A 13,256-nucleotide genomic window follows, 5' to 3' on the forward strand; every position below is an offset into this window, starting at 1 on the left:
GGCCCAGCGGCCGATTCCAGTGGACTCGCGGACCCGCGGGCAACTCTGGCCGACTGGCCAATCGACCCATGCGGCGCGCTCCCCGATAGGCTCCGGCCATGGACACTTCCGCTCTGGACTACGTCGTGACCGAGTGCAAGGCACTACTCGAAACCCGGTTTCCGGACGGGTCGGAGCACGGTGCGGCGGCCATGCTGCTCGAGGACGGCGCCGTGGTCACCGGAACCGCCCCGGACATGCCGAATGCCGCGGTCGAGGTGTGCCACGAGATCGAACCGTACTGTGCCGCCCACCGGTTGGACCTCAGGGTGGTGGCCTCGGTGTGTGTGCACCGCAGGGCGGATGGCAGCGTCGTCGTGCTGAGCCCGTGCGGGGTGTGCCGGGAACGGTTGGCGGCGTACGGGCCGGACGTCCTGGCGGCGGTGGCGGACCGGGACGATCCCACGGCGGTCGTGTGGAAGCGATTGGCGGACCTGCTGCCGGACTACTGGCTGACCGCGCTGACGGGTGACGCCCACCCCGGCTGGCTGCGGTGACGGGATGCCCCGCGGGGAAGTGGGCCCGGCATAGGCTTCCCTCATGAGCACTCGAGGAATGAGCGTGGGGGAGCCAGCGGCGTCATCGTCGGCGGTGGCGCCCGAGGAGGACATCGACCGTTTCGACGCGGAGGCCCGGCGATGGTGCGCCGAGGCCGTGGCGAAGGTGCGGGCGGAGGGCAACCGGTCGTCGGACACACACCTGCTGTCGGTGCCGCTGCCCGAGGAGTGGGGCGTGGACCTGTACCTCAAGGACGAGTCCACGCATCCCACGGGCTCGCTCAAGCACCGCCTGGCGCGCTCGCTGTTCCTGCACGCGCTGTGCAACGGGTGGGTGCGCAGGGGGCGGCCGGTGATCGAGGCGTCGAGCGGGTCCACGGCGGTGTCCGAGGCGTACTTTGCACGGCTGATCGGGGTGCCGTTCATCGCCGTCATGGCCCAGGGGACCAGCCGTGACAAGATCCGCCTGATCGAGCTGCACGGCGGTCGCTGCCATTTCGTGGAGCGCCCGGACCAGGTGTACGACGTCGCCGCGGGCCTCGCGCGCGAGACCGGCGGTCACTACATGGACCAGTTCGCGTTCGCCGAACGGGCCACGGATTGGCGCGGGAACAACAACATCGCGGAGTCGCTGTTCGCGCAGATGTCCCAGGAGCGCTATCCGGATCCCGCGTGGATCGTGGCCACGGCAGGCACCGGCGGGACCTCCGCGACGATCGCCCGCTACGTGCGCTACACCGGCCGGCAGACGGGGGTGTGCGTGGCGGACCCGGAGAACTCGGCCTTCCTCCCGGCCTGGCGCCAGCAGGACCCCTCGGTGACGACGCCGCTCGGGTCCCGGATCGAGGGCATCGGCCGGCAGCGCGTGGAGCCGAGCTTCATGGGCTCGGCGATCGACCGGATGATCCGCGTTCCCGACGCCGCCGCGGTCGCCGCGATCCGCCACCTGGACACCCTGATCGGTCGCAAGGCCGGGGCTTCCACGGGCACGGGGCTGTGGGCGGCGTTGCGCATCATCTCCGATATGGTCCGGGCGGGGGAGCGGGGCAGCGTGATCGCGCTGCTGTGCGACCCCGGGGACCGCTATCTGGACAAGTACTACTCGGACGAGTGGCTCGCGGGGGAGGGGCTGGACATCGCCCCGTACCTGGAGCGGTTGGAGGGCTTCATGGGGAGCGGGGAACTGGGGTGAGCGCCGGCGTGGCGACGGCCGGGACGATGAGGATGGGCAGTCAGCGTTGTGGGGTGCCCCTTGGAACTGGCTTCTAGCCGACTCCTACGGTCCGCTTTTCGAGTTCCGTAGCAAATAGAGGCAAGCCGGCGCGAGCGAGACCCTCGAGGTACCCATTCCACGTGATCTTCGGATTCCGCATGTCAGCCACCACTTCTTCGGCGATGCGGACCACGGTTGAAGGGTCCAAATCCAACTGGTCGAGTAAGAAGTCATCCGGAGATCGCACCGCAACGTCATAGGGCTTGAGGGCGGTCGTCGGGAAGTCCTTCTGGTTGGATGTCACGATGAGCTCGGCTCTTGAACGGACCGCTGCCGCCAGCACATGTCTGTCCTTGGGGTCATTGGTCATGGCAGGCACGAGGCTCTCGTAGTTCTCGACCAGAGCGTCGGGGAAGAAGCCCCGCATGGCGTTCACACGTCTGCGAGCGCTGTGCGGGTCCTTGTGAAGCTTCTTCACCAGATTGCGCTCTACCTCGTTCAGAATCTCATCCGACCAAAGCGGCCTGAATTGCTTGGCCGTGGCCAGACGCAGTCATAGATCTGCGATAGGCATGGGAATCAATACGCATGCATCGAGAACCACCGGGAACGACATGGGAATTTACCGGGTGGCCGGGTCTGCCGGGATGTCGAAGTATGTGCCGTGGTTAGCTACCTCGTGAGTTGCCTGTCGGAGGCCTTCGCGGCGTGTCTTCTCGAGACGTTCTTCGTAGGCAATGAGATCAGTCAGCAGGACTCTGCGGTGCCTTCCGACTTTGGTGAATGGGATATCACCTTGCTCCAGCAGCTTGACCAGTGTCGGCCGGGAAATTCCCAGATGATCAGCAGCTTGCTGGGTGGTCAGCTTCGCGTTGGTAGGTACCACGGAGACGCCGCGGTTGTTGGCAAGCGCGTCCACGACGTGTGTGAGCAGGGAGTAGACCTCAGCGGGGATCTGCTGTGTGGCTCCGGTCGGAGACACCAGATATGGGATCCCGCGGCCCTGTGCTGAGGGCGCGGCCTCGAGGAAGGCCGCGAGGGCTTTCAGTTCTTCCTCATGAGCCGGGGTGGGTGCGACAGTTGAGCGATCCAGCGGGGCGGTTGTCATGTTTCTACCCTACTGGCTATTCGAAATATTCAAAATGTCGTCACTCCACCTCACCCTGCCCGCAGCCGCTCCCATGGGTCGAACGCCAGAGCGGGTACCGCCGGACAAGGTTGACGCCAGTTAGGAGTTGCGGGTTTTTCCAGGATTGGCATTGCCGCCCTGCCCGGCGACGAGGCGACGAGTCCCCTTCGCGCAGTAGGCGACCACCCGCTCGAGCGGTCCCTGCCCAAGAGTCCGCTGCCAGATGACGGCGAAGACGACGGCCACCAGTACGTGCACGAGGTACCAGAGGTAGGGGGAGTCGTAATGCAGCTCGAGGGACAGAGCCAGCAGGTGCGCCGAGTAGAGCGTAAGGGTCATCGACCCCATCGCGGACAGCGGCACGAGCCAGGCCCCGATCTTCTGACTGATCATCAGGAACACCCCCAGCACCGCCAGACTCAGTCCGAGGCTGGTCGCAATGGCCAGCGGCGTGTTGGAATGCGGGGTCGTGATGGCCAGCCACCACCCGGTGTCGGTCGGTAGCGAGTCGGTACCCCACACCAGGATCTCGTCGAGCGTGGACCCGCTCAAGCCCGATGCCTCCTGCAATACGGAGTAGCCCCCGAGGCCGTCGAGGAGCACGGCGGACACGAGCTGGGCCAACACGGTGAGCGCGACGCCCACGATCACCAAGCGGACCTGGGTGCGCACTGCTCGCAGATCCAAGCGGCCCAGCCCCATCCCGACCAGCAGATACGTCATGTACGGCAGCGCCGGGTAGTTGCCCGTCAGCAGGAGCTGAGACAGCGTGCCCGCGGGGTTGCTGAGGACATTGGGCAGGGTGGGGTTGTAGTACCACCACTCCGGCAGGACATCCAGCATGCGCTGCATCAGCAGGGGCGAGAGGATCCCGAACGCGGCGGCCCAGATGAACAGCGTCCTGGGGCGGGCATGCAGGAACGGGATGGCCAGGATGAAGAACATGCCGTAGTAGAACAGGATGTTGTAGGCGGGAGGATCCTCCGGCATCGCGGCGTTGACGGTCATACCCACCGTGACGATCAGCAGGGCGCGGACCAGGACACTCACCCGGTCAGCGGTCAGGGCTCGTCCCTCGCGGGGTTGCCGGGCGCCGGAGCCCAGCGCCAGGCCCACTCCGGCCAGCAGCGCGAACAGGGCCGCCGAGTGCCCGGAGAACAACCGCCAGGACCAGCTGGCCTCCCCGGTCTGCTCGTTCCACGCGGGCAGCAAGTGGATGGCCATGAGCCCGATCAGTGCCAGCCCTCGGGCGGCATCGATCCCCACCAGTCGCCGCTTGCGCGGCGCCCCGTCCGTTGCGGTTGCCACGTCCCCCGTGCCACCGCGTCGTGTCGTATTCACTCGTTCTCCTGAGTTCCCCCCGGCCTCGCGGCCCCCTAACACGTGCTTTCAGGGATAACCCCTACCCTGCCCGCGACCGTTCCCACAAATCGAACGCCATGGCCAGTTCCACCAGATCGGTGGGCGGGAGCTCCTGGAGTCGCTTGGCGATCGCCTCGGACTGGCGGTTCTGATTCCATACGGAATCCTCCAGCACAAGACGCACCTGCGGGGAATGCGAGAAGTCCGCCCTGGTGTTGTTGCGTGCCTGTTGCTGCAGGTCCGTGTTCTCGGCGGCCTCGCGGACCAGTAGTTCCACCGCGCTCACCTTGTGCTCGTCGCTGGCATCGAGGCCGCCGAGGAATCTGTTGACCTTCTCCACCAGCTCGGCCCTGGCCGCGCGTTCGCGTTCCTGTTGGCGGGTCATGCCGGCCTCGGTCCTGCCCTGCAGCCCTCGGGCCTCGCCGTCCTCCAATTGCAGGTCCTCGTCCCGCTGCTTCTCGAGCCGGTAGTGAGTGAGGACGACGTCGTCCGCGGTCACCGTCTCGCGCTCGCCGTCGTCCAGCTGCTCGCGCAGCAGTCGCGCCAACAGGTCGGCGAACACCGAGAGCTTGAGGTAGTACGTGTCCCCGAAGTTGAGGATCTGGGAGAAGAACGCATAGGACTTCGTGTACTGGCCCAGCAGGGAACGGAACTCGTCGAGCTCGTCGCGCGCTGCGGCGTCGTCGTACACGGCGGGGGACCAGCGGTTGGTGAACCGCTCGACCGCCGGCACCAGCGCCGAGGTCAGCGCGCCGCGCTTGGCATTCCTGTCCGACCACGCCGCCCACACCCGGTCGACCTCCGCGGGCGTGTAGATGTTGGCGGCATCCAGCTTGGCCATCTGCTTGGCCACGAGGTCCGGGTCCGAATCGGTTTCGATGCGCATCCTCGTAGTAGTCCTGGAACGCCGCCAGGATCTACTGCGGGTCGTTGACGAAGTCCAGCACGTACGTGTTGACCTTGCCGTCCGCGCGCCGGTTGAGCCGCGACAGCGTCTGCACCGCGGCGATCCCGACCAGCTGCTTGTCCACGTACATGGCGGTGAGCAGCGGCTGGTCGAAACCGGTCTGGTACTTGTTCGCCGCGATCAGGATGTTCTGGTCCTCCTGCCCGAACACCCCGGCCAGGTCCCTCCCGCGCAGTTCCGGGTTCATGGGCGCCTCGGTCACCTCCGGCACGGCCGCGTTACCGATCGCGGCAACATCCGGATCCGGCAGCGAGCCCGAGAACGCCACGAGCGTTTTCAGCGGCAGTTTCTCCCGTTCGATGTGCTTCTGGGACGCCCGCTGGTACTTCACAGAGCGTTTGCCGCGGCGCCAGAAGGTCAGGAGGGGGAAGCCGCCCTACCCGAGGGTTCACCCTCCCGTCACCCCTACGTCGCCCGACACGCCCCCCAGCCTTTTGATGAGTAACTCAAAACATGACACAGTGAAGCTATGACCTCGACCACTCTGACCGATCAGCCCGGGGGACGGGAGAACGGCGGCGGCGCCGTCGTGGCCGTGTCGTGGACCGACCGGATCCGGGCGGCCGGACTGCGGGTCACCAAGCCCCGATTGGCGGCGCTGGACGCCGTCGAGCGCCACCAGCACGCCACCGCGGACGAGGTGCTCGCGGACGTGCGCACGGCACTTCCGGAGATCACGGTCCAGTCCATCTACGTGGTGCTGCACTCGCTCACGGACGCCGGACTGTTGCGCCAGCTGGACCTGGCGAACTCCCCGGCGCGGTACGAGACCCGGGTCGATGACAACCACCACCATGCCGTGTGCACGGTGTGTGGACGCATCGAGGACGTGGCCTGTGCCGTGGGGCATGCACCGTGCCTGACTCCCAGCGAGACCCACGGGATGAGCATCCACGTGGCCGATGTCGTCTACCAAGGCGTGTGTTTCGACTGCTCGGCCCAGCGGGCCGGTGCGACCGCGGCGCCCGTGTAGGCCCCCCCTGAGCTCCGGGAACCCCTCTGGGCCACCGGTTCACCCACCCATCCCAATCCCATCAAGGAGTACGCGATGACGGAATCCACACCGCACGCCACCGGGTCCACGACCCAGGCCGGCATTCCCGCTGTCAGCGACCGCAACTCGCTGACCACCGGCCCCAACGGTTCGATCGTGCTGCATGACCACCAGCTGGTGGAGACCCTGCAGCACTTCAACCGGATGAACATCCCCGAGCGTCGTCCGCACGCCAAGGGCGCGGGCGCGTTCGGCACCCTGGAGATCACCGAGGATGTCTCGCAGTGGACCAAGGCGGACTTCCTGCAGCCGGGCAAGAGGACCGAGATGCTGGCCCGCTTCTCCACCGTGGCCGGCGAGCTGGGCTCCCCGGACACCTGGCGTGACGTCCGTGGCTTCGCCCTGAAGTTCTACACCGAAGAAGGCAACTTCGACATGGTCGGGAACAACACCCCGGTGTTCTTCGTGCGCGACCCCATGAAGTTCCCGCACTTCATCCGCTCGCAGAAGCGCCTGCCGGACTCCGGGCTGCGTGACGGCACCATGCAGTGGGACTTCTGGACCAACAACCCCGAGTCCGCCCACCAGGTCACCTACCTGATGGGTGAGCGCGGCCTGCCCAAGACTTGGCGCCACATGAACGGCTACGGCTCGCACACCTACATGCTGGTCAACGCCGAGGGCGAGAAGTTCTGGGTCAAGTGGCACTTCGAGTCGCGGCAGGGCGTGGAGAGCCTGAGCAACGAAGAGGCCGAGCGCCTGGCCGGAGCCGATGGCGACGTCCACCGTCGCGACCTGTTCGAGGCGATCGAGCGGGGCGAGTACCCGAAGTGGGACCTGTACTTCCAGATCATGCCGTACGAGGAGGCCAAGACCTACCGGTTCAACCCCTTCGACCTGACCAAGACCTGGTCCAAGAAGGACTACCCGCGGCACAAGGTGGGCACCATGACCCTGAACCGCAACCCGGAGAATTTCTTCGCCCAGATCGAGCAGGCGGCCTTCTCCCCGGCGAACATGGTCCCGGGCACCGGCAACTCCCCGGACAAGATGCTCCTGGGGCGCACCTTCGCCTACGCGGACGCCCAGCTCTACCGCGTCGGCACCAACTTCCAGCAGCTGCCGGTGAACCGCCCGATCAACGAAGTGCACACCTACAACTTCGAGGGCAGCATGACGTATCACCACAGCGGCGCCCGGCGGGTGTACGCCCCGAACTCCTTCGGTGACTCCTGGTCGGACGAGACCGGTCCCGTGGACAATGGCTGGGAGGACGACGGCGCTCTGGTCCGCGAGGCCTACACCTTGCGTCAGGACGACGACGACTTCGGCCAGCCGGGCACCCTGATCCGCGAGGTCTTCAACGACGCGCAGCGCGCGCGGTTCGTGCAGACCGTGGCCGGCGCCCTCGAGGGTGTCGCGGAGCCGGTGCTCTCCAACGCCTTCCAGTACTGGAAGAACGTGGACGAGAACATCGGTCAGCGCATCGAGGAGGCCGTCAAGTCCAACGCCGCCACCCCCGAGGTTCCGGGCATGGGCGTGGACGAGGACCCCACGAGCAACTCCGAGATCAGCGAGTAGCGCTCCGGGGGTGGACGGACCCCGGGTGAGTTCGGTGGGCCCGGGCGCGGTGGGCTGACCACCGTGCGGGGCTCCTGGCCGCCGAAGGCCGCCCACCCCTGACGTTCATACGCGTGCGAACACCCGGTCAGTGATCCTGGCCGGGTGTTCGCGCGTTCTGGGTCCCGCGGGCACCTGCCAGGGGGCGCGGACAACTGAGCGCTCCAGGGGGGACCGGCCGCTCACCTCGAGCACGGGCCCGTTCGGGAAGGGGGAGCCGGGGAGCCGCGCGGCGCGGCGTCGTCCGGCGCGTAATGTCCGCGCTTCGACGTCGGCGTCACAGAGCAATCGTCTGCGAATGCACGCCCGCGGGTCAGAATGAGGGCGGGGCTGCTGCCCGCGGCCCCGTGTCCTTCACTTATCGCCCCCCACGAGGAGTGTCATGTCCGAGCAGAATTACCCCCGCTACGACCACAACGATCCCCGGGAGCCGGTGGCCGGTCCCCGAGCGGACGGTGGTCACCCCTACGCCGCCGGTAGCACCCCCCGCCACGATGCGTATCCCGCCCCGCACGACGGCGCTGCGCAGCCCCCGCACGCGCCGCACCGCCCCGACAGCGAGCCGGGCTTCCTGGCCGCATTGTTCGACCTGGACTTCAAGCACTTCATCACCATCAAGTTCGCGAAGTTCATCTACGTCCTGTCGATCGCACTCAGCGCACTGGGCGGATTGATCGTGGTGATCTCTGGATTGGTCGCACTCACGGAGAGCGCCGCGGGTCTGCTGTTCGTGGTCTTCGGGCTCGTGAGCGTCCTGATCAACATCGTGCTGATGCGCGTGTTCCTGGAGTTCGTGATCTCCATGATCCGCACCGCCCAGAACACGACCGCGCTCGTGGAGAGGCGCTGACCCACGGCTGAACCCACGGTGTTGTGCGTCCGGGTCGGCGCCCCGAGTGGGGGCGCCGACCCGGACGCTACTTCAGCTCCGTGACCGGCGTGAACTCGTATCCGAGCTCCTTGATCCCGTGCACCGTCTGCTTGAGGTATTTCAGGTCCAGGTAGGGGTGGAAGAAGAAGCTCGCGGTGGATTCGCGCACGGTCAGGTTCGCGTTGGCCCGTGAGACCAGGAACTCCGGGGTGCGGGCGGCATGGTTGTTCTGCTCGCCCTCGGTGATGTTGCCGAGGTTCTCGGGGTAGACGGTGCCGCCGTAGATGTCGTGCACGGTGTAGGGGAACTGCTGGCTGTAGGATTTGGCGGCCTCGGAGGCCTTCCCCGTGAGGCTGCTGGCGTAGTAGTCGCCCTGTTCGTAGCGGGCGTCGTACTCGCGGGCCATGGCCACGTAGGAGTTCACGGACCCGCCGTAGTGCGGTGTCTCGAAGATCGTGGTGTCGCCGAGTCCGGCCTCTGCCATGACTTCGCGGCCGGCTTCGAGGCGCTGGGTCCACTGGGCGACGTCGTCCTGGGCCGCCCTGCCCACGGGCGTGATGTAGGAGTCGTTGGTGCAGTCCTCGAACGTGTAGGGGGCGGTGTCCGTGGTGGTGCACGCGTACTTGTAGAACTCGTAGTCCTCGCCGGACCGCCCGCTGTAGGGGTTGTTGCCGGTGCCCATCTGGTGCGTGGAGCCGTGCTGGATGAGCGTGCCGCCCTTGCCCTGCATGTACTTCAGCGCGGAGACCACTTCGGGTCGGTCGGAGAGTGTGAGCCCGTACCAGTCGGAGCCGTCCTTGTTCTTGCCCAGCTGGATGGGGATCACGGCCACCTGGAACGGCACGTTCTCGGAGGCCAGGTAGTCCGCGACCCGCCTCAGGTCCGCGGGGTCGGACTCGGGCCCCACGTCCTCCAGGCGCACGGCCGCCTGCTTGGTGGGCTTCGCCTCGGAGCCGAGGAGGTCGTAGAAGAGGTCCGCGTAGACCAGGTAGACGTCGTTGGAGTCGATGTAGTCCAGCGGCACCTCTGCGAGGTACGTCAGGTTTCCCGAGCGGACGGCCCAGGGCACCTCCGTGGGTCCGCTGGCGGCCGCGGTGCAGGACACGGCGCGGGATCCGTCGCGGCACTGCGACGTCGCCAGCACCTCCACCGCATCTCCACTTCTGGTCGCGGCCTTGCCGGTGAACGGGACGGTGAGGTCCTTGACCCCCTCGGTCTCGCGGTGCACGTCCTGGCCGCCATATGACACGGCCGTCACACGCGAACTGGCCACGGACGACGTCGCGCGTGGGTCCCAGCCGTACCTCGCCACGAACGCCGCGGCGTCGTCGTCCGGGCGCACCAGCTCGTTGACGTTCTGGTCGAGCCACATGACCGGTTTGTCAGAGGTGCGCACGTCCGAGAGGAACGCTTCGGGAAGGGTGGAGCGGTAGTCGGTGCCAAGGTAGACGGTCGCGTCGTAGCCCTCCAGCATCCCGTCCGTGTACTGCGCCACGGGTTTGAGCCCGGTGGTGCCGAAGTGGCTCAGCAGGTTCCCGGTGGCAATTGCGTACAGGGCGTCGTCGTCCGCGTAGTCTCCGGTGCCGTCGTAGAGCACGAGCGTTGACGTCCCGCCCTCGCGACCGTAGGACGCGGAGACCTGCTCCTCCGGGGCGGTGGAGCTCTCCCCGTCCAGCGCCGGGTCCGCGTACTGCTTGGCCACGGAGGAGGCCTGCCCATCCACCAGGGTGCTGCTCGTCAGCCCGAAGACCACCACCAGGGCGATCACCAGGACCACAGCGAGTCCCGTGAGCCAGGCCAGCCGCGCGCGCCGTGTGAGTCTGTAGTTATGGTCCATCGTCTGCTGCTTCCCCTAGGGCCCGCATCCGTCGGGCGCAGTGGTGGAACGTCGTGCGTGGTGCCTTCTCGGCCGGACGTCGGTCTCCGGCGCCGGTGCCGACCGGTGCTGCGGGCGCGACGTCGCTCGCGGGCGCCGCTCACCCCGCCCCGGTTCGCGAGGCCAGCTGATCAGCGCTGCGCCGTGACCTCGAAGTCGTGAAAGAGGACCTTGGCGTCCTCCGTGTAGAGACCGATCCCGCCGCCGCGGTAGGGCGACTCCTCGTCCGTGACGGAGGCCAGTTCCGTGCCGTCCACGGTGACGGTCATGGTGGGCCAGTCCTGGGTGACCTCCACGCGGTAGTCCCTGCCCACGGGGAACGTGCGGTTGTCACCGGAGGCGATGAAGCGCTGCGCCCCGGGGTAGGCCGGGTCCTGCTTGGAGATCTCCCAGCCGTTGGGCTTCAGGGCCACCGCGTAGAAGTGGTCGTTGTCCCGCAGGTTCCACTGCACCCACCCCACCTCCCACGCGTTGGGCTCGTCGTTGCGCCGCAGCTGCTCCTCCGTGCGCACCGTGACAGCGAAGTCCGCTTCCTCGTAGGACTCGGTGGTGTGCACGAGCGCACCGTGGGTGATGGTCGCGGCCTCCGCGACGTGCGGTTCGAGCAGCACCTGCCGGTCGTTGCCCTTGACGGTGCCGTAGCCGGTGTACATGACCTGCCAGCGGCCGTGCGTGGAGCCGTCTGCCCACGGCTGCACGCGCCACAGGTTATTCACTGCCGCCACGGCCAGCACCGCGAGCACCAGCAGCGCGCAGAGGACGACGACGCCGCGTCGCCGGCTCATGCATGCGCCTCCGCCATCAGCTCGTGTGCGGTTTCGTCCTTCTGCTCCTGGTCCTCCACCACGCGCTCCGTCTTGGACCAGCCGTTCTGCCCGCGCACCGCCCGCCACGCGGCCTTCCACCCGGCGACGTACCAGAGCACGGCGTAGAGCACGTAGAGGTGCATGAGCACCACGGCGGAGAGGACTCCCAGGCCGCTGTGCCGTTCCTGGGACCAGTACACGAGGCCGTAGAGCAGTGCCGGGCCGAACGCGATCAGGTAGGAGGACAGCCACCACCCCGAGACCACCGCGTGTCCGGTGACGATGCCGAGCCCGAGGTCCAGCGCCCAGAACGCGAACGCCAGGGAGAGGAAAGAGGTGAGCAGGAGCAGGAACGGGCTGGTCAGGTGGTAGACCAGGTCCGCCCGCCGGCTCCCCGAGAGGTCACGCAGCACCCACGGCACGAGGTTCCATGACTGCAGGTGCCCCTGGAACCAGCGGGTGCGCTGCTTGACCCACCGCTTGACGTCCACCAGCCCCTGCTGGTGGACGGACGCGGTGGAGACGAACTCGGTCTGCCACCCGTCCATGAGCAGCCGCACGCCCAGGTCCAGGTCCTCCGTGAGGCTCCGGGACCACGGCGAGACGCCCAGCCCGTCCAGCGCGGACAGACGCACGAACTGGCCGTTGCCGCCCAGGCCCACGCTGCCCAGGTGGCGTCGGCCGCGCTGGAACACGTGCGTGTAGAGCACGAACTCGAGGTCCTGCATGCGCGCCAGGAGGCTGTGCTCGCGGTTGTTGATGCGCACCCCGATCTGCACCGCACCCAGGGCCGGGTCCTTGAACAGCGGCATGACGTCCTCGAGCGCGTGGGGGTCCAGGCGGCCGTCCGCGTCCATGACGCACACGACCACGTCATGCGGGGAGGTGCCAGCGAGCAGCTCGCTGCCCCGCAGGTGCTGGATGGCCGCATTGAGGGCCTCGCCCTTGCCCTCCCGTGCGTGTGGCAGGGTGCGCTGGAACAGGTGGACCCGGGGATCCGGGAACGAGCGCACGATGTCGGGGGTGGCGTCCTCGGAGCCGTCGTCGATCACCACGATCTCCATGTTCGGGTGCTCCAGCGCGGTGAGGCGGTCGAGGCTGGCCCCCAGAACCCGGTCCTCGTTGAGGCACGGGATCACGAAGACCACCTTGAGGTGCTCTGGCAGCGCGGCGATCCGCACGCGACGGTCCTGGGCGCTGCGGGGCTCGAAGCGGGAGAGCACCAGGATGAACATGCCGTACAGGACGCTGAGAGCCACGAGCGTCACGGCGAGAACCAGGACCAGGTCGATCCGGTGGCCGAAGAGCAGAATCACGGCTCAGGCCTCCGTGCGCAGGGCGTGCCGGCCGTGCCGCGGCACCTGCTGGTGGTGCACCTCCTGCGCAGGCACCACGGGGGCCATGGTCCGCGGGTGCGCGGCCTGCCGGGGACGGCGGCGGACGTGGTGCCATGTGGTGATGGCGCTCGCGATCGACATGGTGCTCAGGAAGAACAGCATGTACGCCAGGAAGAGGGCCATGGCGATCATGAGGAGTACGCGGCTGCCGCCCTGCAGAAAGCCCTGGAGGGACTCGTAGAGTGGCGCGGAGCTAATCAATGTAAATACATGCATTAGGGGATCCCCCGGGTTCCCTGTGGGTGCGGGTTTGTCCCCCCGGACGCACCGCACCAGTAAAAAGTCCACGAAGTGTGGGCTGTTCTCAGAATGGCAGTTGTTGCATTGCGGATGCAAACACTTGTCCTTTCATGACAGCACAATGCCGCCCCGGCTAGTGGTGTTGCGTGCAGCTGCGGGTATTTATATGTATTTACACTTATCAGTAGGTGTGCATTCTTGATATGCAGCCCTTTACCTCCAGCCCGTCGCGGGTGTCCGTGCAC

The 13,256-nt window shown here is 67.1% G+C and carries 14 protein-coding genes; 5 read left to right on the forward strand and 9 right to left on the reverse strand.

Going from position 1 to position 13,256, the window contains the following annotated elements; all coding sequences use genetic code 11:
- Window positions 1–98: 98 nt before the first annotated feature.
- Window positions 99–536, forward strand: coding sequence for a cytidine deaminase (locus B3G12_RS04515; RefSeq protein WP_012397587.1), 438 nt, complete (start codon window positions 99–101; stop codon window positions 534–536).
- A 43-nt stretch (window positions 537–579) separates the two neighbouring features.
- Window positions 580–1,728 carry a PLP-dependent cysteine synthase family protein gene (locus B3G12_RS04520; RefSeq protein WP_290499335.1) on the forward strand — a complete coding sequence of 383 codons (1,149 nt, stop codon included), beginning with the start codon at window positions 580–582 and terminating at the stop codon, window positions 1,726–1,728.
- 73 nt (window positions 1,729–1,801) lie between these two features.
- Here B3G12_RS04520 and B3G12_RS04525 read toward each other — a convergent pair whose 3' ends face one another.
- The 5 genes from B3G12_RS04525 to B3G12_RS04545 all read right to left on the reverse strand — a co-directional run bounded on the left by B3G12_RS04525 (window position 1,802) and on the right by B3G12_RS04545 (window position 5,538).
- Window positions 1,802–2,302 carry a PIN domain-containing protein gene (locus tag B3G12_RS04525; protein ID WP_349678116.1) on the reverse strand — a complete coding sequence of 167 codons (501 nt, stop codon included), beginning with the start codon at window positions 2,300–2,302 and terminating at the stop codon, window positions 1,802–1,804.
- A gap of 69 nt (window positions 2,303–2,371) precedes the next feature.
- Window positions 2,372–2,857, reverse strand: a complete 486-nt coding sequence (locus tag B3G12_RS04530; protein WP_290499337.1) for a helix-turn-helix domain-containing protein — start codon at window positions 2,855–2,857, stop codon at window positions 2,372–2,374.
- Between the two features lie 120 nt (window positions 2,858–2,977).
- Window positions 2,978–4,219, reverse strand: coding sequence for a heparan-alpha-glucosaminide N-acetyltransferase domain-containing protein (locus B3G12_RS04535; protein WP_290499339.1), 1,242 nt, complete (start codon window positions 4,217–4,219; stop codon window positions 2,978–2,980).
- 61 nt (window positions 4,220–4,280) lie between these two features.
- Window positions 4,281–5,126 carry a hypothetical protein gene (locus tag B3G12_RS04540; RefSeq protein ID WP_290499341.1) on the reverse strand — a complete coding sequence of 282 codons (846 nt, stop codon included), beginning with the start codon at window positions 5,124–5,126 and terminating at the stop codon, window positions 4,281–4,283.
- 31 nt (window positions 5,127–5,157) lie between these two features.
- Window positions 5,158–5,538, reverse strand: coding sequence for a type I restriction enzyme subunit R domain-containing protein (locus tag B3G12_RS04545; protein WP_290499342.1), 381 nt, complete (start codon window positions 5,536–5,538; stop codon window positions 5,158–5,160).
- 138 nt (window positions 5,539–5,676) lie between these two features.
- On the opposite strand from B3G12_RS04545, the gene B3G12_RS04550 reads away from it, so the two are divergent.
- The 3 genes from B3G12_RS04550 to B3G12_RS04560 all read left to right on the forward strand — a co-directional run bounded on the left by B3G12_RS04550 (window position 5,677) and on the right by B3G12_RS04560 (window position 8,671).
- On the forward strand, window positions 5,677–6,180 hold the full coding sequence (locus tag B3G12_RS04550) for a Fur family transcriptional regulator (RefSeq protein ID WP_290499344.1): 504 nt from the start codon (window positions 5,677–5,679) through the stop codon (window positions 6,178–6,180).
- Between the two features lie 75 nt (window positions 6,181–6,255).
- A complete protein-coding gene (locus tag B3G12_RS04555) occupies window positions 6,256–7,782 on the forward strand; it encodes a catalase (RefSeq protein ID WP_290499348.1) in 1,527 nt (508 codons plus the stop codon).
- Between the two features lie 421 nt (window positions 7,783–8,203).
- Entirely contained in the window at window positions 8,204–8,671 is a 468-nt protein-coding gene (locus B3G12_RS04560; protein ID WP_290499350.1) for a DUF4282 domain-containing protein, read from the forward strand.
- 67 nt (window positions 8,672–8,738) lie between these two features.
- On the opposite strand, the gene B3G12_RS04565 is transcribed toward B3G12_RS04560, so the two are convergent.
- The 4 genes from B3G12_RS04565 to B3G12_RS04580 all read right to left on the reverse strand — a co-directional run bounded on the left by B3G12_RS04565 (window position 8,739) and on the right by B3G12_RS04580 (window position 12,903).
- Window positions 8,739–10,529, reverse strand: coding sequence for a DUF2334 domain-containing protein (locus B3G12_RS04565; RefSeq protein ID WP_290499352.1), 1,791 nt, complete (start codon window positions 10,527–10,529; stop codon window positions 8,739–8,741).
- Between the two features lie 170 nt (window positions 10,530–10,699).
- Complete coding sequence (locus B3G12_RS04570; protein ID WP_144941664.1) at window positions 10,700–11,353, reverse strand: calcium-binding protein; 654 nt, start codon at window positions 11,351–11,353, stop codon at window positions 10,700–10,702.
- Window positions 11,350–12,690: a glycosyltransferase family 2 protein gene (locus B3G12_RS04575; RefSeq protein WP_222128297.1), complete on the reverse strand. Its 1,341-nt coding sequence runs from the start codon at window positions 12,688–12,690 to the stop codon at window positions 11,350–11,352. Before B3G12_RS04575 ends, B3G12_RS04570 begins: the two co-directional genes overlap by 4 nt.
- Window positions 12,691–12,693: 3 nt before the next feature.
- A complete protein-coding gene (locus B3G12_RS04580; protein WP_144941666.1) occupies window positions 12,694–12,903 on the reverse strand; it encodes a hypothetical protein in 210 nt (69 codons plus the stop codon).
- Window positions 12,904–13,256 lie beyond the last annotated feature (353 nt).

Origin of the sequence: Kocuria sp. UBA5001 (genome assembly GCF_002398425.1) — a bacterium.
Lineage (GTDB): Bacteria > Actinomycetota > Actinomycetes > Actinomycetales > Micrococcaceae > Kocuria > Kocuria salsicia.